We start from the raw sequence: 21723 nt of genomic DNA, 5'->3' as shown, positions 1-21723 counted from the left end.
ACGCCCTCGAGGCGCCCGCCAGCCACCGCGGAGGGTGCGAGTGAGACGCTGGCAACGACTCAAGCGGCCCTTTCGTCGCGCCCCGCACGGCGGTGTCATCAGGCTCTCTCCACCGGAGATACTGCTGCTCGGTTTCGCGCTGCTCTGCGCCATCGGCGCCCTGCTGCTATGGCTTCCGGGCAGCGCGACGCGCCCCCTGGCCTGGCACGAGGCCCTGTTCACCGCGACCTCGGCGGTCACCGTCACCGGGCTCAGCGTGATCGATGTGGGCAAGGACCTGACATTCATCGGCCAGTTGGTGGTGCTGGTCCTGATTCAGGTAGGCGGCCTGGGCTTCATGACCTTCGCCGCGTTGACGGTGCTGCTGCTGGGAACGCGGCTGCCGCTGAGCCAGCAGAACCTGGTCCGCGAGGCGCTGGGAGAGATCGCCTTCAGCGACATCCGCGACCTGGTCAAGCTGGTGGTCGCCTTCGCCTTCATCACCGAGACCGTCGGCACGCTGCTGCTGGCCTGCCACTGGGTGCCCGAGCAGGGGCTGGAGATGGGGCTGTGGCACAGCCTCTTCCACGCCGTCTCGGCGTTCAACAACGCCGGTTTCTCGACCTTTTCCGACAGCCTGATCAAGGAGGTCGGCGATCCGCTGGTCAATGCAACGGTGACGCTGATGTTCATCGTCGGCGGGCTGGGCTTCGTGGTGGTCAGCGATCTCTATCGCCATCGTCGCTGGTCGCGCCTGGCGATGCAGACCAAGGTCGTGCTGCTGGCCACGTTCTGGCTCAATGTGATCGCCACCGCGATCCTGCTCGGCCTGGAGTGGTCCAATCCCGGCACCCTGGGAGGCCTGGGGAGCGTTTTCGCCAAGCTGCAGGCGGCCTGGTTCCAGGCCGTCACCCCGCGTACGGCCGGCTTCAACACGCTGGAGACCGGCTCGCTGACCGACGCCTCGACGCTGCTGGTGATGGTGCTGATGTTCATCGGTGCCGGCTCGAGCTCCACCGCCAGCGGCATCAAGATCACCACCTTCGTGGTCCTGCTGCTGACGGCCCGCGCGTTCTACCGCAACACCGAACACCCCACGGTCTTCGGCCGCTCGATCCCCCAGGAGACCGTGATCAAAGCGATCACGGTAGCGCTGGCCGGGGTCCTGCTGGTGGTAATGGCGCTGTTCGGGCTCACCATCACCGACAGCAAACAGTCGTTTCTCGATCTGGCGTTCGAGACCGTATCCGCCTTCGGTACCGTGGGGTTGTCCCGGGGCATCACCAGCGATCTTTCGCTGCCGGGGCAGTTCCTGCTGGGTCTGACCATGCTGCTGGGCCGGGTGGGACCGCTCTCCGTCGGCTATTTCCTGGCGACACGGCAGGCCCGGGGCGTTCGCTATGCCAAAGGCGACATTCAGATTGGCTAACCCTGTTCACAGCGTTCGAGTCGCGAGCTGCCAGGCGACCAGCAGCATGATCGCTCCGACCGCCGTGTCGATGCCCTGCCACCACCGCGGGTTGCGAAGCCGTGGCGACAGCCAGTGCGCCAGTCCGACCAGCCCGAAGAACCAGACCAGCGACGCCAGCGACGCTCCAACCACGAATCCGACGGGGCTGGACTGCTGGCCGCCGATGATGCCCAGCATCACCACCGTATCCAGATAGACGTGGGGGTTGAGCAGTGTCACCGCCAGCGTGGCCGCGATCACCGACCACGCACCTGCCGCCGGGAGTCCATTCGCGGACTCCCCTACTTCGAGGCTGCGGGGGCGCACCGCACGCCTGAACGCTACCGCGGCCTGCCACACGAGCCAACCAGTGCCACCCCAGCGCGCCAGCTGCAGGCCGGTAACGCTCGAGGCGATCAGCGGCGCGAGGCCCGCCACGCCGGCGGCCACCAGCGTCAGATCGCAAAAGGCGCAGATCCCGGCCACCAGCCAGCCATGTTCGCGACGCAGGCCCTGCCTCAGGACGAACGCATTCTGCGCCCCGATGGCCACGATCAGCGTGGCGCCGATCAACAAACCCTGAATGACTGACGTTCCCATAGTGAACTCTCATGGCGCTGCGCGAAGGCACGGGGATTCGCATCATGCGGCGACATCGACTATTAATAAAAATGAATTGGCTAATGAGGCATTAGAATATTTGATGCTGGATTACAAACTTCTCGAAGCGCTGTCCGCCATCGTCGATCAAGGCGGATTCGATCGCGGCGCCCAGCAGCTCAACCTGACCCAGTCGGCGGTCTCCCAGCGTATCAAGTTGCTGGAAGCCCGACTGGGCCAGCCGGTGGTCGTCCGCACGCCGCGCCTGCTGCCGACCCCATTGGGCCAGCGGCTTCTCAACCATGCCCAGCAGGTGCGTTTGCTGGAGCATGACCTGCTCGACCGGATCCCGGCACTCGGCGAGGGCGCGCAACGGCTCAGGCTGGCGATCAACGCCGACAGCCTCGCGACCTGGTGGGCCCCGACCCTCGGCGACTTCTGCCATCGTCGCGGCGTGCTGCTGGATCTGGTGGTGGACGATCAGGAGGTGGCACTACGCCGCATGCGCGATGGCGAGGTGGCCGGCTGCATCTGCGCCACCGCGCGGCCTGTCCAGGGCGCCCGCGCTCGTGCCCTCGGCACCATGCGGTATCGCGTGATGGCCAGCCCCGGATTCGCCGAGCGCCATTTTGCGGAGGGTGTCTCGCAGCAGGCGCTGGAACGGGCGCCGGCGATTCTCTACGGACCGGAAGATCGCCTGCATCAGCGCTATCTCGATCTGCACGGTTTCAAGGATCCGTTTCCGCACCACCTCTGCCCTTCGTCGGAAGGCGTGCTGCACATGACGCTCGCCGGCATCGGTTACGCCATGATCCCCGAGTGCCAGGGGAGCGATGGGCTGTCGCGGGGGGAACTGGTCGATCTCGATCCGCAACGTCCCCTGGACGTGCCGCTCTACTGGCACTTCTGGCGCCACGGCGGCGAGCTTCTCGTTGCTCTGACCGCGCATCTGCTATCCGCCGGCGACAACTGGCTGAGAGCACCGGAAGCGACGACGCCCGCATCTGCCTGACAGGCAGCACGTCGCGCACCAGGGACATTTTCCCTGTTGTAGAATGACTTACGAATTTCGATAGCTTGCGGATAGCAATCGGGGTTCTAAACTGAAACACCAGCCGGCGACGCTGCAATTTCGCGCACGGCCAGTTGGCCACCGTGACACAAGAAGTGAGTGACATGATGAAGACGACAGCAACGACACCGATCTGGATGGCCCTAACGGGATTGCTCACGGTGGGCGCCCTCGCGGGCTGCGCCAGCGACAGCAGCTCGGTCGAGAAGGAAGCCACCCGTTACGTCGTGACCGGTCTGGGTGACGACAAGGACGAAGCGATGAGCAATGCCAAGGAGCGCGCTCTGGAGCAGTGCGAAGCGCAGGACTACGACGAATTCGTCATCGTCGAGCAGCAGACGATGGGGCCGGGCGAGGAGTCGGGCAAAGCCGCCAGCGCCGACCAGCAGCTCGAGGGCGCCACGGTCGACGAGGACACCGAGCTCCAGGCCGCCACCCAGGAAGGCGATGGCTACAAGGTCACCTGGACGATTCGCTGCCGCTAACCCCCTGTCGCCGGCCAGCGCATACTCTCCCGTTTTTACCCGAAGTCGACGAGGCTAGCCTCGCAGGGCCTCGACGCTGTCGACCTTCTCGTCCATGCGTTGTTCTCGGTCCGTTCGTGTCCCCATTTTCAGCGTCGTGGTGATTCTCGGCGCTCCCATTGCATGCACCCCCTCATGGCATGCCTTGACGACGGCCATCACCTCATCCCACGGCCCTTCGATATTGGTGCCGTAGGCATGCATTCGATGATGGAGGCCCGAGTCCTCGATAATTCGCTGACACGCCGCCACATGGGGCGATACCGACACCCCGACTCCCAGCGGCACGACACATAGATCGACGATGACGTGCATTGTTTCGCTCCTTCGATCGGTTTACCCATCGCGCTGAATTCCGTCGTTCGAATCCCGACCACGCCGGACGGTGGATTCGACCGGGTCGATCCAGTATATCGACGAGACGAATCACCTGTAAAAAAGCGGGCTCGGGCCTGGACTATCGTGGCAATAGCGCTAGGCTTATTGACGGCAAAGCCGTTAGCACGCAATGTAAATAAGCCTAATGCAATTACGGCTGGACTCTATCTGAAACGTCATCGAACACCTATTGTTTCGGATAGCGCATGGCCAATAGGGAACAGGGACCGTGGCGCACCACGCCCTCCCGCCGCCATAGCTTGATCCTTCGAGCCGTTTCAAGCGAGTGGAAAATGACCGAAAAAACGCGTCAGCGCGGTCGAACCCGCAATTCAAAAGGTTATTTTTCGTCGTTCGAGCGGAACGATGCCGTCAGGCGGCCGGGGAGCACACTGCGCCCCTTGCTAGGAAACAATATGACCAGTAATACGCCTATCGCCCCCGTCGCGCTGCCCGACACCCGCGCCCGTCAAACGCTGGAGAAACTGCTCGAAGGCTCCGGTGTCACCCTCAACGGCAACCAGCCCTGGGATATCCGCGTTCACCACCCCGACCTCTTCTCGCGGGTCGTTCGCCAGGGCTCCATCGGCTTCGGCGAAGCCTACATGGATGGCTGGTGGGAGTGCGATCGCATCGACGAGATGATCCACCGCCTGCTACGCCACGGACTCGGCACGGTCGCGCACACCACCACCGAACGCATCGTCTACAAGCTTCAGTCCACCTTCATGAACCTGCAGAGCAAGGCTCGGGCCTATATCGTCGGCAAGGAGCACTACGACTTCGGCAACGACCTTTTCACTCGCATGCTGGACGAGACGCTCTGCTACTCCTGCGGCTACTGGAAGGAAGCCCGCACGCTGCACGAGGCCCAGGTCGCCAAGCTCGACCTCGCCTGCCGCAAGCTGGATCTCGAACCCGGCATGCGAGTGCTCGACATCGGCTGCGGCTGGGCCAGCTTCGCCGAGCATGCCGCCCGCCAGTACGGCGTCGAGGTCACCGGCATCACCATCTCCGAAGAGCAGGCAAAGCTGGGCCGTGAACGCTGCGCCGGGCTGCCGGTGGAGATATTGCTCGAGGATTATCGCGAGCTCAGTGGCGAATTCGACCGTATCGTGTCGATCGGCATGTTCGAACACGTCGGCCAGCGCAATTACGCCACCTACTTCGATACCGTCAAACGCCTGCTGAAGCCCGGTGGCCTGTTCGTGCTGCACACGATCGGCTCCAACACCAACGAGGTCAGCATCGACCCCTGGATCAACAAGTACATCTTCCCCAACGGCATCTTGCCCTCGATCCAGCAGGTCGCCGACGCTAGCGAAGGCAAGCTGATCATGGAGGACTGGCAGAACTTCGGTGCCGATTACGACACCACGCTGATGGCTTGGCAGGAGAACCTGCTCGCCCACTGGCACGAGATCGCCGACCACTACGGCGAGCGGGTCAAGCGGATGTTCCTCTACTATCTCGGCTCCTGCGCCGGCGCTTTCCGGGCGCGAGATCTCCAGCTGTGGCAGGTGGTCTACTCCAACGGTCGTGGTGGACGTTACGATTCGCCGCGCTGATGCGGCCGCGGGCCGCGCGGATTACCCGAGATCGTCGCACGGATGGATAAAAACGGGCCTGCCGTTGCGGTAGGCCCGTTCTCATCCTTCACTCCACCGGAGCCGGCGTCACGTGGATACCGAACAGGCTGGCTTCGCCGCTACCCCGGCCGGCCTCCTCGGGAGCCACTGCCTGCCCCTCACGTACGATGACATGGCCGCCCTGCCCCTGCTGACCGCCGATCACGCTGCCGACCAGATAGGTGGGGAAGATGCTCGGGTCGTTCTCGTAGTTGGGGTTGTGGATCAGGCCGATCATCTGGAAACGCCCGCGTGTATTGCGCAGCGATTCCAGCGAATCCTGGATCAGGCGGCGATGGGAGAGTTTGGAGAACAGGCCATCGAGCAGGATGACACTCTCGCGGCTGGCACGGGCCCGGCGCTTGTGGCTACCGGGTAGCTCTCGCAACTCGCGCTCGATGGCGAACTCGGAAAGTTTCACCAACCACATCAGCGAGACCGCCTCGCGCTGGCCTTCCGACATGTCCTCGTTGAGCGAGAATAGCCGGCCATGCGGGCGGATCGCATCGTGCTTGAGGCGGATCGTGACGTCGCAGAACAGCCCGCGATAGATGCGTCGACGAATCTGGCGGGTCAGCTCGTCGTCGCGGCCGCCCTTGGCCTGCGCGCCATCGCCTGCCTGCTCGAGGCGCCGCCGTTGTACCGCGAGATGGGCGTCGATGTCCGCCAGCAACTGCTGAATCAACTCCCGTACCGACTCGTCGGCGATCAGGTCGGCCTTGACCTCGAAGTAGGCGCCACCGCCGCTGGAGCGTTTCGCGACACGCTTGAGAATTTCCAGATTGCCGGCCGCGTCGATGATGATCGAACTCAGGCGCTCGACCAGGGTGTCCTCGATCTGCTCCCGGGATGCGTGCAACCGGGCCACGCGCTGGCGATGCTCCTCCAGCTGCCCCCCCAGCTGACGGTGCAGACCCCGCAGCGACTCCAGCGCCGCGTGGCTGACGCCCTCCAGCGTATCCAGCCGCGCGCGTTCGGTTTCGTTGAACAGCCGGCTGGCACTGGCCGACTCCAGCGACAGCGCCAGCGCCTTCTCCCTGGCCGCCACATCGCGGGCCTGCCGCTCCCGGTTGCGGGCACGCTCGCCGAGGTTGAGCCCGCCCAGCCCCTCCAGCAGGGTCTGCTGACAGGTCTCCAAGGCCTCGAGATCGAAAGCGGCGGCATCCGTCTCTTGGTCGGGATCATCCAGCGCCGTCGCCAGCCACTGGCGCCAGTCGTCCATGGCCGCGTCGAGCCGTGGCGCGTCGACACCCACCGCCGGCCAGCGGGCCGTGGCGTCCGCGGCGGCACGCTCCAGCCAGCCCTCGGGCAGTTGACGCAACACCTCCAGCCACGCCACCGCCAGCTGGTCCACCACCGTCAGCGCCTGCTGGTGGCGGGCCACGCGGGCTTCCACCGCGCCCTGCTCGCGACCATTGGCCTTGCGCCGCTCCCGCGCCTCCTTGAGCGACTGCTTGAGGCGGCCGATGTCGCGTTCCAGGGTGCGATTGCCCCCCTGATCGTCGCGGACATCCAGGAAGGCCCGGATCCGCGCGAAATCGAAGTCGGCTCGTCGACTGGCCTGGGCCAGTGCGGCCGCCAGTGCCGTTTCCTGAGCCTCGGCATCGCGCATGAAGCCAGGCCCCTCTTCGGCGACGAACGCCGCCAGGCGGCGCAGGCGCTCGCGCTCCCCGTCGGCGAACAGATGACGCAGCTGCTCGCGACACGCGTCGCGACGGGCGTTCAACTCTTCACTCTGCAGCGCGATCTCGGCGAACCGCTCCTCGTACTCGGTCAAGGTCTCGGTCAGCGCCGCCAGACTGGCGTCGATCTCCTCGAGACGCTCGACGCCACCGGCCGTGGCGAATCGCTCCGCCGCCAGCCAGAGCTCACCGTGGGTCTCCAGCTCCCTGGCGGCCTGCTCGCGCTGCGGACTCAGCGTCTCGATACGAGCCGCGGCAGCCTCGCTCTCCTCGACGGCCGCTTCCAGCGCGGGCTCGCCGCCCTCCTCGAGGAAGCGCTGGAAATCGTCGATCGATTTCATCGCCGCTTCGCTCAGGCGCGGCTCGAGCGCCTGCCGTTCGCTCTCGGCCCGCTCGCGCTGCTCCTCCAGCGCCGCCAGTTGCACTTCCACATCCTGGCTGACCGCTTCCTCGGCCTGCAGCGCCAGGCGGAAACGCTCGCCGTGGGGGTCGAGTCGCTGGACCTCGGCTTCCAGCGCCAGCTGGCGTTCACGGTCGACCGCGAGACGCTGCTGGGTCTCCTCCCGCAGCGCGGTCAGATAAGCGGGGTCGAGCGCGGCCTTGACCGCCAGCGTCTCGACGCCCTGCACCGCCCCCAGCGGCAGCTCGCCACGTGCCAGCGTCGCCTGCAGGCGATCGGCCTCGAGCACCGGAACGCCGCAGCCGGCGTCCACCAGGCACTGCGACGCTTCGCGGGCGTTGTCTTCACCTTCGACCACCGGCGCGAACAGCTGGCCGGCGGCCTGGGCCAGCCATTCGCGACGCTGGCCGTCTTCCGCCTCGATACCGGCCAGCACCTCGTGGAGGGGGCGAAAGGCGATCTCCCTGGCGTCGAGACACGCCCGGGCTTCGGCCTCGGAAGCGAGCCGGGCCAGCGGATCGCCGCTCAGGCTCTCGAGATACTGCTCGCGCGCGTCGATGGCGGCCGCCAGCGTCTCCTGCTCTCGCAGCAGGCGGGGGTAGCGCGCCTTGGCATCCTTGAGCCAAGCCGAGGGCGCCTGTTCGCTGAACTCCCTGAAGTCGTGCAGCGCCTGCTGCAGGGTCCCGAGCTGCTGGCCCTGCTGGTCGAGTCGGTGCAGGCGATCCTGGGCTTCCCGTGACTGGCGATAGAGCGTGTCCCGCAGATGCACCGGCGAGGCCTCGCCGTGCCAGTGACGATAACGCTCGGCGGCGTCCCTGAGCGGCGTCAGCCGTTCGAAGCGCGCCTTGGCATCGCTCTGGGCCCGCCGACTCTCGGCCAGCGCCTGCTCGTGTTCTGCCAGCGCGTTCTTGCGTTCGCTCCAGAACCCCACCGCCGAGTGCTCGGGCCAGCGTTCGGCGAAGGTCTGCCAGGCCTGCCGGCCGGAGGCCAGCGGCGCCAGCTCCCCTTCCAGGCGCTGGCGCTGCTCGCGTCGCGTCTGCAGCGCTTCGCGGATCGTCTCGCGCTGAGTGTCCAGTGAACTGGCCTGAGCGTCCCAATCGTCAAGCTGCGCTTCCAGACGCTCCCGCTGTGCTTCCTTGGTCGCCAGCAGTTCGTCGGGTGTGGTAGCGGGATGTTCGGCAGTGAACGCTTCGTACCACTGCGCCGGCTGCTTCAGCTCGCCCATCCGCCCCAGGTGGTCGGCATGGGCCTTGCGGGTCCCTGCCAGCCTGGCCTGCGCGCTCTCGCGGGTGGCTTCCGGCGCTTCCAGCTCGGCCTCGGTGAAGAGCCCCTCGGCCAGTGCCTGGGTGTAGACGCTCTGGTTGTCGATGAAATCTCGCTGCCGCGATTCCAGCTGCTCGCGCTCCTGCTCCAGCCGCTCCATCTCCTCATCGAGCTGTTCGGCATCGAGCCGCAGCGAACGGCGATACTCGCGGTCGGCGATCACCTCTTCGCGAAAACGGTTGCCATCCATCGACTCGAACGCCTCGGCGGCGTCGTCGAGCAGGCCGAGCGCACGGTAGCGAGAGGCGTCGTCATTGAAGGCGTGACTGTCCGCCAGCCAGGCCCGGGCCTGGTCGAACGAGACATGACCGATGTCGCGGGCCGTGATCCAGGTCGCCTGCGGCAAGTGGATCAGGCGACGATGCGTATCGACGCGCGCACCGCGTTCGGAAAGCGCCAACCGCACGTTACGCTCGGCCTGGCGCGACAGCTTGGCCAACAGCCACGTGGAGACCCGCGGGCGTTCGGTATCGCCGGCCGCCCAGGCGAAGCCGACGGCATTGTCGGCCGCTTCCTCGGCGGGTGCGGCCTGCTCGGCACTGCCGCTGCCTCCCGGCAAGCCCGGCAGCGGTGCCAGCGCCTGGCCACCCAGCAGTCGCTCGGCCTCGAGCAGCGAGGCATCGAGTTCGGCCAACTGGCGACGCGCCTCGAGCAGCCCCTCGCCCTCTTCGTTCAGGGTGGCCAGCCGCTCGACCTTGTCACCGGCGCGCTGCTGGTCGCTTTCGGCTTCCGCCAGCCGATGGCGCAGTTCGGTGATCCGGGTGCCGGAGTTGAGGATCACGTCCTCGATCAGTTCCTCCTCCTCGTCGGTCTCGCCGCGAGTCGCCCCGGACAGAATTTGCGGCGCCAGCACTTCGTAGAAGAAGGCCTGGTCGGCCTTCTCGCCGGCGCGCGGCTTGATCGCGTTGAAGATCTGGCTCTTGTCGGCGCCACCCTCCTTCTGGAACGCCGCCATCTGCGCCAGTTCACGGCGCGAGATATGCGCCCCCACCGCTTCCAGCCACTCCTCGCGGTTGTGGGCCCGGGTCACCCCCTGCGCACGCATCGTGCTCTGGAAGTCGGCATTGGCGTAGAGCGCCAGCTTGCCGTCACGGGTAATGTGATGCACCGGTACGTCGGCCAGCTTGCCCGGATAGTGGTAGAACACCAGCCCGCTGCCGTCGCTGTAGCCGTACATGCCGAACACGAAGGTCTCGCCGGCGACTTCCTCGCCGGCGACGGCCAGCATGTCGTCCTGCTGGCTGGCGCTGTCCTGGGCGCGAAACTCGACGCGCAGGTGCGTCCAACTGCGGCCCTCGCCGTTGACCTTCGACGGCGAGCACTTGCGCCGGGTTCGGGTCAGGAGCTGGCGATCGCGGGAGAGCATGCCGATCAAGGCCTCGGCCATGGTGGTCTTGCCGAAGCCGTTCTCCATGCTGATCGCGCTCGACTGCCCGCGCAGGTCGAGCAGCAGGTGACGCATCTTGGCTTCCCAGGGCGAGGCGATGTCACCGTGCTTGTTGAGCAGGTTGGCGATCTCGATACGGTTGATGACACTCACCGGCGATTCTCCTCGGCGTTCTCGGTCGTCGATCCATCCATGTCTTCCGACGGCTCGTCGAACATGTCGGCGGCGCGCGTCTCGGGATCGTCGTCGCTATCGCCAGACCCGCTGGCCGGACTCTGGTCCAGCGCCTCGTCGGCGACATCCTTCCCGGCGCTGTCGAAGGGACGGTCCGAGGGCTCGGTAGAGGTCAGCTCGATCAGGTGTGTCAGGTGGTTGACCCCAATCTGCTCGGCTTCCAGTGCCCCCAGCAGGGTCTGCTGCCAGACATCCTCGTCGACGGCTTCTCGAACGGCCTCGAGATGACCGGCACGCACCAGCAGATCGATGAACGCCTTGACCCGACGAGGGATGTCCTCGCCGCGCTCATCGAGCAGCACCCGGCTGTTCTCCGGTGCCCGATCGCCGAGACCGCGCAGCGTCTCCAGTTGATCGCGCACCAGTTCGACCAGTTCGCGGGTGACGAACGTGGCCTCCTGATAGCGGCTGACGTCGGACAGGGCACGGTTCAGCCGGGTGTAGATCAGGGTATGCAGCAACAGCCACAGCTGCAGATACCACAGCGCCAGCTCGGCCCGGCTCTCCTGGCGCAGCTTGAGTGCCTCGAATACCGCTTCACGGGTGTAGAGCGGCGGCTGCTCGAGCTCGGGATCCGGCAGCAGCGCGAAGAACCGCGATCCCGGTGCGATGCCCGGATAGTCGCCGGATTCGAACGCCTTGAGCCGCAGCCCCTGGCCGGCAAGAAAGTCCCGCAACGCCTCGCGCTCGTTCTCCTGGGCGTCGTCGATCAGGGCACAGACGTCGCGCTCGGAGAGCTGGCCCTCGCGCGCGGCGCGGCGCTTGCGGCCGCCGCTGGGGACCCGTTCCGCGGTGCGGTAGCGCAACAGATAGGCAACGACCTCGCCCATTTCCATCATGTTCATAAATCAGACCTTCTGTTCTTTCGTTGCCGTCTTTCGCAGGCGCAGCGAGGGCGTCACCGCGCCCTCGATGCGGCGTCCGTCGGGCAGCGCGATCGAGAATGGGGTGTCGTCGATACCGACGCTCAGGTGGTCATCGAGCAGTTGGGTGTCGACGAAGGTGTTGAGCAGTTGCGGCAGGCAGTCCAGGGTTTCGGTGTGGGCCGGGTCCGCCTCGAAGTGGTGCCAGCCCTCGCTGAGCGCTTCCGGCAGCGACAGCGGCGCCTGCCGCAGGCGCTGGCGCAGGGCCGGGCCACGCGCCTTGAGATAGCGCGCCAGCAGCGGATCGGCGCTGGGCTTGTCACTGGCCTCGTCGAAGACCAGCGCCGCCCCGCTGCGCTCGGCGCGGCGGGTTTCCACCAGCGGCAGCAGCGTCTCCACGCGGGGCATCGCTACCTGCGTGCCGAGCGGCATCATGCGCGCCACCACCGCATCCTGCAGACGCTCGGGGGGCGGCGAGAGCAACAGTTGGTGCGCCAGCCCGGCGAAGTCGATCACGCCCATCGACTGGATCCGTCCCTCGGCGATATCCGACAACAGTTCGGACAGTCGCCGCGAGAGATTCTCGATGGCGTTCAACACCCGCCCGATGGTGGCGGAGAGCATGCGCAGGTCCCACTCCTCCTCCTGCCGCTCGGCCCAGGCATCGAAGTGGGCGATCAGGGTCGGCGTCGAGAGCTGCGACCGCGCGCTGAGCAGCGTGCTCTGGATGGTGTTCAGCGCATTGTGGTAGTGACGCTCGTTGTCCAGCAGTGCGGCCAGCTTGCCCTCGTGGGTCGGATTCTCGCGAACCCGCCGCAGCTCCTGGGTCAGCGCGCGAATCGCCATCAGGATCTGCTGGGTGATGTCGGGGACCCGGGCGTAGTCTCCGCGGGAGAGCGCGGCAATGACCTTGGCGGCGTCATACTCCGAATAGAGCAGGTCCTCGACCTGGCTGGCCAGAGTGACCGCCTGGCGGCCGCTGGGCGTCAACCGCACCTGGCCGGTCTGGCCCTGCTTCTCGATCAACGCCGTGCGCTTGGTGCTGCGGCCGCCGCGCGTTCCCGGCGGGGTTTCGCCCTCACCGGCCCCGCTGTCGGCGGCGTCCGCCTGCCACTCCCGATAGTGAATCTCGCTGGGGGTCGCCAGCAGATTGATGACGAAGCTCAGATCGTCCGCTGGCAGCTCGGGATAGTCCCCTCGCAGGTGGGCCAGGCAGCGACGCTGGGTGACAAAGGCGCTGTTGGTGGCGAAGTCCACCTCGAGCAGGTAGTCCAGCAGCAGGCAGCCCAGGTCGAGCCAGTAGCCGTCGCGAAGGCCGCGACGCTGCTCCTGGGAGACCTGGACGAAGGGCGAGCCCGGTTCGTGGGCGCTGTCGTGTAGATCCAGCAGCCGCGTCGTCGCGACCAGCAGCTTGTTCCAGGCGGTCATGTCGACTCCAGACGGGGAACAACGAGAGAAAGCGCTGCATTATGCCAAGGATGGCCTGCCGGGTCATGGCGATCCGCGTAACGAACCCGCCATTGACTGCTATGGTGAGAAGTCCCTTCATCCACGATTCACCGGGAGTTCTCGCATGGAATACCGTCGCCTCGGCCGTACCGGCCTCAAGGTCTCTCCGCTCTGTCTCGGCACCATGACCTACGGCACGCCTCAGTGGCGCGACTGGGTGCTGGACGATGCCGGGAGCCGCCCTTTCATCCAGCAGGCGCTGGATGCCGGCATCAACTTCTTCGATACCGCGGACATGTACTCCGACGGCGAGTCGGAGCGCGTCGTCGGCAAGGCGCTGAAGGATTTCGCGCGGCGGGAGGAGGTGGTGCTGGCGACCAAGGTCTACAACCCCACCGGCAACAAGTCCCCCAACGAGCGCGGCTTGTCTCGCAAGCATATCCATCACGCCATCGATGCCTCGCTGGAACGGCTGGGCATGGACTACGTCGACCTCTACCAGACCCACCGCTGGGATTACGACACGCCCATCGAGGAGACCATGGAGGCGCTCCACGAGGTGGTCAAGGCGGGCAAGGCGCGCTATATCGGCGCCTCCAGCATGCACGCCTGGCAGTTCGCCAAGGCGCAGCACGTCGCCGAGCGCAACGGCTGGACGAAGTTCGCCACCATGCAGCCGATGGTCAACCTGATCTACCGCGAGGAGGAGCGCGAGATGATTCCCCAGTGCCTGGACCAGGGCGTGGGCGTGATTCCGTGGAGCCCGCTGGCCCGCGGCATTCTCGCCGGCAGCAAGCCGGTGGGCAGCGAAGGCAGTACCACGCGCGCCAGGAGCGACGAGCAGATGCGCAACTGGAAGCTGGGGCTCGAACATGACGCACCGGTCATCGAGGCGCTGCAAGGGCTCGCCGGGTCACGCAACGTCTCCCCCGCCCAGATCGCGCTGGCCTGGCTGCTGCAGAAACCCGGCATCACCGCCCCCATCGTCGGCGCCAGCAAGCCGCACCACCTGGATCAGGCGCTGGGAGCGCTGGAGATCACGCTGACGGCGGAGGAAATCGAGAGCTTGGAAGCGCCCTACGTGCCACACGAGGTCGTCGGGTTCGCCTGACCTCCGGCCACCACACTCCGCGCCATGACAAGGCCGCATGGCGCTTGCCATTCATGCAGGGAGAAACGAGCCATGCCGACCCTCGCCGAACAGCACTGCAGCGCCTGCCACGGAGAGGCAGCGCGCCTGACGCCGGAGCAGATCGACCAGCTGCTTCCGGCCCTGCCCAAGTGGCAGATCGTAGAGCGCGGTGGCATCATGCAGTTGCAGCGAAGCTTCACGTTCCGCAATTTCGCGCAGGCCCTGGACTTCACCAACCGCGTGGGCGAGCTCGCCGAGTCGCAAGGCCATCACCCGGCGATCACCACCGAATGGGGCAAGGCCACCGTGACCTGGTGGACCCACAAGATCCGCGGCCTGCATCACAACGATTTCATCATGGCCGCCAGAACCGACGAGGTAGTGCACGCTAATGTTTGAGAAGATCGAGCGCGTCCCGGGAGATGCCATCCTCGGGCTGATCGAAGCGTACAATCAGGATTCCAATCCGCAGAAGGTCGATCTCGGCGTCGGCGTCTATCGGGATCCCGACGGCAATACGCCGATCATGCGCGCCGTGAAACAGGCCGAGGCACGTCTGCTGGAGAGCGAGAAGACCAAGAGCTACATCGGCTCTCACGGCGATCCGCGCTACGGCAAGGCGGTGCTGCCACTGGTACTGGGTCCGGATTCGCCGGTCCTGGCCGCCAACCGGGCCAGCGCCACCCAGTCACCCGGCGGCACCGGCGCCCTGCGCCTGGCGGCGGATTTCATCCGTACCCAGTTGCCGGGCAAGAGCGTGTGGCTCTCCAACCCGACCTGGCCGAACCACATCGGCATCTTCGAGGGCGCCGAGATCCCGATCCAGCGCTACCCCTACGTCGACGAAAACAATCGTCTCGACTTCGACGGCATGCTCGCCGCGCTCAAGCGGATTCCGCGGGGCGACGTGGTGCTGCTGCACGCCTGCTGCCACAACCCGTCTGGTTTCGACCTCAACCAGGATCAGTGGCGCCAGGTTCTGGACGTCGTCCAGGAGCGCGGGTTGCTGCCGCTGGTCGATTTCGCCTACCAGGGTTTCGGTGACGGCCTGGACATCGATGCCTTCGGCGTCCGTCTGCTGGCCGAGAATCTCGAGGAGATGCTGATCACCAGCTCCTGTTCGAAGAACTTCGGCCTCTACCGCGAGCGTACCGGCTGCCTGATCGTGATCGCCAAAACGGCCGAGCAGATGGAGAACGTACGTTCCCAGATGGCGATCGTGGCGCGGGAAAACTACTCCACGCCCCCCTCCCACGGCGCTGCGATCGTGGTCGACATTCTCGAGTCCGCAGAGCTGACCCAGCTCTGGAAAAGCGAACTGACCGATATGTGCGACCGCATCAACACGCTGCGTCGCGACCTGGTCGATTCGCTCAAGCCCTACGGCCTCGACCAGCGCTTTGCCCACGTGGCCGAGCAACGTGGCATGTTTTCCTATACCGGGCTCTCCACCGAGCAGGTCAAGCGGCTGCGCGACGAGTACAGCATCTACATGGTCGGCTCCGGTCGCGCCAACGTCGCCGGATTCACCAGCGAGAACCTGCCCTACGTGGCCAAGGCGATCGCCGCCGTCGTCGACTGACCCCGGCGTCGCACCCGCGACTCGACAAAAAAATCCCGGCTCAGGCCGGGATTTTTTTCGGGAATGGAGAACGCCACGGCATGGCGGTCTCACTCGGCTAACGTATCGGCGCCCATCGCCTGCTCGAAGCGCTCCCGTGTCACGCCGCCGGCTTCCGGATCGTTGAGCTGCTGGAACAGGTTCAGCTGCTCGGCGCTGACTGCCTCGTCCTCGTCGATCACGCCATCACCGTTCACATCCAGTTGATCGAAGCTCAAGGCGTTGGGGCGCTGGTCGACCGGAGTCTGGGCGCCGCCAGCGGTGAAACCGGCGTTCTCCCGACCGACGCCGCCGGATTTCTCGATCGACTCATGGTCGACCTGGGAGGCGTTGGCGGGCGCCTGCGGCGCTTCATCCTCCGACGCGACATTCGGCGCCGAATCCTGCGTCGCCGCGCCATCCTGGGCCCAGACCGGCAATGCCAGCATGGCTGCCAGTACGCCTGCACCCAGTCCCAAACCCGGGCGCAGACCGGGACTCTTTCGCTTCGCCGTCATCCGTGTACGCATCGCTGATCCTCTTGAAACGGTAACGCTTTGACCCGCGAGCGCGACAAAAATTCGACGACCGTGAACGCCGGCGTTTCACGACGCCTGCCAGGAAGACGCCCATCGCGCTCGCCGGCCGGGCTTCACTCGTCCCAATCCGGGGCGAACGACGGATTGGCCTGCCGGTCCCCACGATCGAGATCGTCGATCCGGGCGATCTCCTCGTCGCTGAGCCGGAGGTTCATCGCCTCGAGGTTGGATTTCTGGTTGGCCGGATTGGTGGAGGACGGAATCACGATGATGTCGCGTGCCGCGATCCAGGCCAGGGCGACCTGCGCCGGAGAGACATCGTGGGCGTTGGCGATACGCTCGAGGACCGGGTCCTTCATCACCTTGCCCACCGCCAGCGGCATGTAGGCCGTGACATCGAGCCCTTTGGCCTGACAGTGTTCGACCAGCTTGCGGTTGGCGAGGAACGGGTGCACCTCGATCTGGTTGGTGACGATGTTCTCGCCGCCCGGCAAGCCGAGCGCTTGGTCGATCTGCGCGACGGTGAAGTTGGAAACACCGATGTGCCTAGTCTGGCCGCGAGCCCGGGCCGCGTCCAGGGCAGCGATGTAATCGGCCATCGGCACCTCCTCGCCGGGCGAAGGCCAGTGGATCAGGATTAGGTCCAGTTGCTCGAGACCGAAGTTCTCGAGACTCTGCTCGACGGCCCCGGTCAGCGCCTTCGGCTCCAGCTTGTCCCACCAGATCTTGGTGGTCACGAACAGCTCGTCGCGCGGAACGCCGCTCTGGCGGATCGCCTTGCCCACCGCGGCCTCGTTTTCATACATCTGGGCACTATCGAGATGGCGATAGCCGAGTTCGAGCGCGGAGGTCACCGAATCGATCACCGCCTGCTCCTTGAGACGATACGTTCCCAGACCGGGTTGCGGCAGCATATGACGCGCCATGGTGCTTTCTCCTTGATAGGAAAGGCCAGATAAAGTCGAAGGCCGGATAAAAGGACACTGTGGGTGAAAACGACATCTTCAAGCCCCACTCCCAGCCCATGCTAGACTGAACGCTGATTTTCCGCCCGGATCGAGGCATGCCAAATACTCAGCCGAGCTCTTCCGACCGTCCGCCTGAGGGCCGGCATCTGATACTCGTCGGCAACGGCGACTCCCATCTTCACGTTGCGGCCCATGCAGAGCGCCTCGTCCAACATGGTGCTCGAGTGACGCTGGTCACCCAGCAGGACTTCGCATTTTCGGATTGGCTCGGCGGAATGCTGGGTGGCGAATGGCAGCGCGACGACGTTCGTCTTCCTGCGGACCGCATCGCCGTTCACGGCGGTGTACATGTTCGCGCCGACGTGACGCAGGTCGATCGACGCCAGCGCCGAATCACGCTCACCGGCGGGCGCGAGCTCGATTATGACTGGCTATCGCTCGACCTGCCGCCAGTCGTGGATGAACACGCCATCCCCGGTTTCTATACCGCGCAGGGTGTTTTCACGGCTTCCGCCGATGATCTGTGGCAATTGCGCCAGCAGTTGGAAAGCCAACTCGCAGGCGCTGCGGCCAGACTGCCGCGTGTCGCGCTCCTCGCCGGCGGACCGAATGGCGTCGAGCTTGCCGCCAACCTGCTGGCACTGGGAGAGCGCTACGGACGTCGACTGCCGGTAACGCTGATCGCCAATGACCGGAAGCTGCTCCCCGGGGCCTGTCAACGTGCCAATCGCTGGCTGACTCAACGCCTGCATCGTCGCGGACTGCAACTGGAACTGGTCGCGACGGCAACCCGCTACCATCGGGGTCAGTTAGTCCTGGACGACGGCAGCGTCGTCGATGCCAATTTACTCGTCGTGACCGATCGCCTGAAACCTTCGCCCACGCTCGAGATGTTCGGCCTGGCCCGGGACGAGAACAACGCCATCGATGTCGACGCGAAACTGCGTAGCCGGCAAGACCCGAACCTGTTTCTGGCCGGGGAGAAGCCCGCCGGCCGCAGCGAGGGGCTGACCACACGCGAGCGCACCGCACTGCTGCTGGCGTCGCTGGAAGCGGCGGTCGGAGGGGAATCCCGGGCCCTGCGCTATGGCCAGAGCGAGCGCTGGAAGGCACTCAATCTGGGTGATCTTCGTGACATCGCCTGGCGCGGCCCGCTATGGTGCCGCGGTCGCTGGGTTCGGCGCTGGAAGCATCGTCGCGACCGCCGCGAGGTCGCGCACTATCTGGGCGACTGCTGAACCCTGCCGCAGCCGGTCAGACGACTCATCGCATACCCACGCCCCATGACACAAGATCCCGGCACCATGGCCGGGATCCCGTCTTTGGGGGGCGTCACCGAACGCCTTCCCTGCCCGAAACGTCTTACTGACGGATGCCCTCGAGCACGATATAGAGTTCGACGCTGTGCATCGGCTCCGGGAACTGGCTCATGTCGATGTCGAAATCGGCCAGGTTCAGCGTCGTGGTCGCTTCGAAGCCCTGACGATAACCGCCCCACGGATCGTCGCCACCGCCAATGTGATCGACCTCGAAAGTGACCGGTTTGGTCACGCCATGGATGGTGAGGTCGCCGGTCATTTCGGCCTCCTCGCCATCATCGTCGACGTCGAAGCTGGTGGACTTGAACGTGGCCTGGGGGAACTCGCCCGCGTTGAGGAAGTCGCCGCTCAGGATATGCTTGTTGCGCTCGGCGTGATTGGTTTCCAGGCTGTCGACGTCGACGGTCACGTTGACGCTGGAGTCGTCCGGCGACTCGGGATCGTAGCTGAACCCGCCGTCGAACGACTTGAAGTTGCCCAGAATGTACGAGTAGCCGAGGTGGCTGATCTTGAACTGGATGAAGGCGTGCTGGCCTTCGGTGTCGATCTTGTAGTCGGCTGCCTGGGCCTGGGCCAGCGGCATGGCCGACGCGGCGGCGATCAGCGTGGCGAGTGCGGTCTTTTTCAACATCGTCTTGCTCCTCGAAGCGATTGAATTCATGTTGCCGAGCGATTCGGCCAGGGCGTTCGGCACGGGGCCGGCCGCCCTGGCCGGAAAAGCGTGATCAGCGCTGCCTGCCCGCACGGGGCGTCAGCATCCGGACCAGCGTATCCTGGCGATCCAGCCAGTGGTGCTTGCAGGCCGCCAGACCGTGGCCGACGGCCAAAACCACCAGCGCCCAGGCCGCGTACCAGTGCACGTCGCCTGCCAGCACGGCCTGATCCGGCAAACCCGACACCAGCGCCGGCATGGTGAACCAGCCGAACACGCTGATGCCGTCGCCTTCCGCCGTGGAAATCAGGTAGCCGGAGATCATCACGACGAACATCAGCGCATAGATCAAGCCATGGCCGATGTGCGCCGCGCCTCGTTCCAGCCGCGAGCCATGGGCGACCGGCGTCGGCTGCAGCACCCTCCAGATCACCCTCAGGACACTCACCAGCAGCACCAGGATGCCTATCGACTTGTGCCACCATGGCGCCAGGTGGTACCAGTGATCGTAGTACCCCAGGCCGGTCATCCACCAGCCCAGGGCGAACAGACCGAAAATCGCCAGCGCACTCGCCCAGTGAATGGCGATGCTGACCCAGCCCCAACCCGATCGCGTATTACCCCACACGGCGTATCTCCCATTCGTCTCGATTCAGCATACTGCCTCACGATCAGGAAGCTAGAGCGGGATCCGTAAAATGATTGGTGACGAGCGGGAAACAATAAGACGGAGACACGAGCCGGTTTCCCGCCTCATCTCGGTGACAGCCGACGGAGCCTTCCGCGGACGCACCGGCGTACATCGCATCGAGGGAAGAACGAGGGGGAACGCGCTGCCACCCGGACGCGAGGCAGCGCGGCCATCAATACCTGACATGACAGTCGGTGTGGTGGGCAGATATCGTCAAAGCCATCGAGGAATCGATGGCCGCTTCGCTTTCAATGACTGAATATGCTGCTATCGGACTTTTTGGAGGCCTTTGCAGCCTTCTTCTCCTTGGCTGTCAGGAGGGGCTTCTTCTTGGTGTCTTTCTTGCTGTCTCGTCCTTTGCTCATCACATTTTCCTCGCCCGAATACGACCCAGTTGGTCAACCCGGCGGCTGCGACCCACGTGATGATGATTTCAGCCAGCCAGGCCGACGTGACAACGTCAGTATGGCCCCACGAACGAACAATAGATAGCAATGGCCAACCGAAACCCGACCGTCAAAACCGACAAGGCTCCAGCGCAACCGCCGGAGCCTTGCTCCCTTCGGGAAGGCGCCTTGTCGGGCACCCCAGGTTAGCGCCCACCAACCTAACGCGTCAGGTCGGCGCCCTCGCCGGCTAGAGCAATTTCAGCCCGCGTGCGAGATCGGCCTTGAGATCGTCTAGCGTCTCCAGCCCGACGGCGATGCGAATCAGGCCGTCCCGGATGCCGGCGGAAGCGCGCTGCTCGTCGCTGAGACGGCCATGGGTGGTGGTGCCGGGATGGGTGATGGTGGTCTTGACGTCCCCCAGGTTACCGGTGATCGACATCAGGCGAGTGTTGTCGATCACCGTCCACGCCGCCTCCTGGCCGCCCTTCACCTCGAGCCCCATCACCGCGCCGAACCCCCGCTGTTGCTGCCTGGCCAGCGCATGCTGCGGGTGACTCTCCAACCCACTGTAGTGGACACGCTCGATGGCCGGCTGCGACTCCAGCCACTCGGCGAACGCCAGCGCGTTGCGGCTATGCGCCTCCATCCGTAGGCTGAGTGTCTCCAGCCCCTTGAGGAAGATCCAGGCGTTGAACGGGCTCATGCAAGGGCCGCAGGTACGAACGACGCCGTAGAGTTGCTCGAGCTCCTGGTCCCGCCCCACGACCGCCCCGCCGATCGCCCGGCCCTGACCGTCGAGATACTTGGTCGCCGAGTGGATGACCAGGTCCGCCCCCAGCTCCAGCGGCCGCTGGAGCGCCGGGGTGAGGAAGCAGTTGTCGATCGCAAGCCAGGCACCGTGGCGGTGGGCCAGCTCGGCCAGTGCCGCGATGTCGACCAGCTCGTTGAGCGGGTTCGACGGCGTCTCCGCGAAGAGCAGTCTGGTCCGGGGCGTGATCGCCGCTTCCCACTGTGCCAGATCGTTGAGCTCGACATACCGCGGTACCACGCCGAACTTGGCGAGGTACTTGTCGAACAGGGCAATGGTCGAGCCGAACACCGAGCGTGACACGATGACTTCGTCGCCCGCTTCCAGCAGTGCCAGCACGGTGGAGAGGATCGCCGCCATGCCGGAACTGGTGGCGACGCAGCGCTCGCCGCCCTCGAGCGCCGCCAGACGCCGTTCGAAGGTACGTACCGTGGGATTGGTGAAGCGGGAGTAGACGTTGCCGGGCTCCTCGCCCTTGAACTTGCGCGCCGCTTCCGCAGCGCTGCCGTAGACGAAGCTGGAAGTCGGAAAGATCGGCTCGCCGTGTTCCTGCTCGTGGGTACGCTCGTGCCCCGCGCGGATCGCCAGCGTCTCCAGGCCTAATGTTTCCAACCCCGGTGTGAGGTCGTCGTCAAAACTCATCCTGCAGCTCCTGA

At 65.4% G+C, this 21723-nt stretch carries 18 protein-coding genes; 8 read left to right on the top strand and 10 right to left on the bottom strand.

Going from position 1 to position 21723, the window contains the following annotated elements:
- Positions 1-40: 40 nt before the first annotated feature.
- Positions 41-1408 carry a TrkH family potassium uptake protein gene (locus tag F0A16_RS15730; RefSeq protein WP_149436355.1) on the top strand — a complete coding sequence of 456 codons (1368 nt, stop codon included), beginning with the start codon at positions 41-43 and terminating at the stop codon, positions 1406-1408.
- A gap of 6 nt (positions 1409-1414) precedes the next feature.
- Here the strand turns inward: F0A16_RS15730 and F0A16_RS15725 are convergent, their stop codons facing one another.
- The gene (locus tag F0A16_RS15725) at positions 1415-2029 is read right to left on the bottom strand and encodes a LysE/ArgO family amino acid transporter (protein ID WP_149436354.1); all 615 of its coding nucleotides are present in this window, start codon (positions 2027-2029) and stop codon (positions 1415-1417) included.
- Between the two features lie 103 nt (positions 2030-2132).
- Here F0A16_RS15725 and F0A16_RS15720 point away from each other — a divergent pair, with 103 nt between their 5' ends.
- A complete protein-coding gene (locus tag F0A16_RS15720; protein ID WP_149436353.1) occupies positions 2133-3041 on the top strand; it encodes a LysR family transcriptional regulator ArgP in 909 nt (302 codons plus the stop codon).
- Positions 3042-3205: 164 nt separating this feature from the next.
- Positions 3206-3586 carry a hypothetical protein gene (locus tag F0A16_RS15715; protein ID WP_149436352.1) on the top strand — a complete coding sequence of 127 codons (381 nt, stop codon included), beginning with the start codon at positions 3206-3208 and terminating at the stop codon, positions 3584-3586.
- Positions 3587-3640: 54 nt separating this feature from the next.
- Here F0A16_RS15715 and F0A16_RS15710 read toward each other — a convergent pair whose 3' ends face one another.
- Positions 3641-3940, bottom strand: a complete 300-nt coding sequence (locus F0A16_RS15710) for an MTH1187 family thiamine-binding protein (RefSeq protein WP_149436351.1) — start codon at positions 3938-3940, stop codon at positions 3641-3643.
- Positions 3941-4419: 479 nt separating this feature from the next.
- On the opposite strand from F0A16_RS15710, the gene cfa reads away from it, so the two are divergent.
- Complete coding sequence (cfa, locus tag F0A16_RS15705; protein WP_149436350.1) at positions 4420-5571, top strand: cyclopropane fatty acyl phospholipid synthase; 1152 nt, start codon at positions 4420-4422, stop codon at positions 5569-5571.
- An 88-nt stretch (positions 5572-5659) separates the two neighbouring features.
- Here cfa and F0A16_RS15700 read toward each other — a convergent pair whose 3' ends face one another.
- From F0A16_RS15700 to F0A16_RS15690, 3 genes are read right to left on the bottom strand one after another with little or no spacing between them, the layout of a single operon-like run.
- A complete protein-coding gene (locus tag F0A16_RS15700; protein WP_149436349.1) occupies positions 5660-10576 on the bottom strand; it encodes a coiled-coil domain-containing protein in 4917 nt (1638 codons plus the stop codon).
- The gene (locus tag F0A16_RS15695; RefSeq protein WP_239023859.1) at positions 10573-11502 is read right to left on the bottom strand and encodes a hypothetical protein; all 930 of its coding nucleotides are present in this window, start codon (positions 11500-11502) and stop codon (positions 10573-10575) included. Before F0A16_RS15695 ends, F0A16_RS15700 begins: the two co-directional genes overlap by 4 nt.
- Before the next feature lie 3 nt (positions 11503-11505).
- Entirely contained in the window at positions 11506-12948 is a 1443-nt protein-coding gene (locus tag F0A16_RS15690) for a hypothetical protein (protein WP_149436348.1), read from the bottom strand.
- Positions 12949-13093: 145 nt separating this feature from the next.
- Here F0A16_RS15690 and F0A16_RS15685 point away from each other — a divergent pair, with 145 nt between their 5' ends.
- The 3 genes from F0A16_RS15685 to F0A16_RS15675 all read left to right on the top strand — a co-directional run bounded on the left by F0A16_RS15685 (position 13094) and on the right by F0A16_RS15675 (position 15683).
- On the top strand, positions 13094-14080 hold the full coding sequence (locus F0A16_RS15685; protein WP_149436347.1) for an aldo/keto reductase: 987 nt from the start codon (positions 13094-13096) through the stop codon (positions 14078-14080).
- A 72-nt stretch (positions 14081-14152) separates the two neighbouring features.
- Positions 14153-14500, top strand: coding sequence for a 4a-hydroxytetrahydrobiopterin dehydratase (locus tag F0A16_RS15680; RefSeq protein WP_149436346.1), 348 nt, complete (start codon positions 14153-14155; stop codon positions 14498-14500).
- On the top strand, positions 14493-15683 hold the full coding sequence (locus F0A16_RS15675; RefSeq protein WP_149436345.1) for an amino acid aminotransferase: 1191 nt from the start codon (positions 14493-14495) through the stop codon (positions 15681-15683). The genes F0A16_RS15680 and F0A16_RS15675 overlap by 8 nt, the downstream gene beginning before the upstream one ends.
- Positions 15684-15772: 89 nt before the next feature.
- Here the strand turns inward: F0A16_RS15675 and F0A16_RS15670 are convergent, their stop codons facing one another.
- Both F0A16_RS15670 and dkgB read right to left on the bottom strand, forming a co-directional pair.
- Entirely contained in the window at positions 15773-16231 is a 459-nt protein-coding gene (locus F0A16_RS15670) for an EF-hand domain-containing protein (protein ID WP_149436344.1), read from the bottom strand.
- Between the two features lie 122 nt (positions 16232-16353).
- Entirely contained in the window at positions 16354-17166 is an 813-nt protein-coding gene (gene dkgB, locus F0A16_RS15665; RefSeq protein ID WP_149436343.1) for a 2,5-didehydrogluconate reductase DkgB, read from the bottom strand.
- Between the two features lie 137 nt (positions 17167-17303).
- Here dkgB and F0A16_RS15660 point away from each other — a divergent pair, with 137 nt between their 5' ends.
- Positions 17304-18446: an NAD(P)/FAD-dependent oxidoreductase gene (locus F0A16_RS15660; RefSeq protein ID WP_149436342.1), complete on the top strand. Its 1143-nt coding sequence runs from the start codon at positions 17304-17306 to the stop codon at positions 18444-18446.
- Between the two features lie 124 nt (positions 18447-18570).
- Here F0A16_RS15660 and F0A16_RS15655 read toward each other — a convergent pair whose 3' ends face one another.
- The 3 genes from F0A16_RS15655 to F0A16_RS15645 all read right to left on the bottom strand — a co-directional run bounded on the left by F0A16_RS15655 (position 18571) and on the right by F0A16_RS15645 (position 21709).
- Positions 18571-19158, bottom strand: coding sequence for a YceI family protein (locus F0A16_RS15655; RefSeq protein WP_149436341.1), 588 nt, complete (start codon positions 19156-19158; stop codon positions 18571-18573).
- Positions 19159-19252: 94 nt separating this feature from the next.
- Positions 19253-19807: a cytochrome b gene (locus F0A16_RS15650; protein ID WP_149436340.1), complete on the bottom strand. Its 555-nt coding sequence runs from the start codon at positions 19805-19807 to the stop codon at positions 19253-19255.
- Between the two features lie 699 nt (positions 19808-20506).
- Entirely contained in the window at positions 20507-21709 is a 1203-nt protein-coding gene (locus F0A16_RS15645) for an O-succinylhomoserine sulfhydrylase (RefSeq protein WP_149436339.1), read from the bottom strand.
- Between the last annotated feature and the right edge of the window lie 14 nt (positions 21710-21723).

Source organism: Salinicola corii (assembly GCF_008298015.1).
Lineage (GTDB): Bacteria > Pseudomonadota > Gammaproteobacteria > Pseudomonadales > Halomonadaceae > Salinicola > Salinicola corii.
Note: the sequence above shows the minus strand (reverse complement) of the source record. Positions and strands in the feature narration are given on the sequence as shown.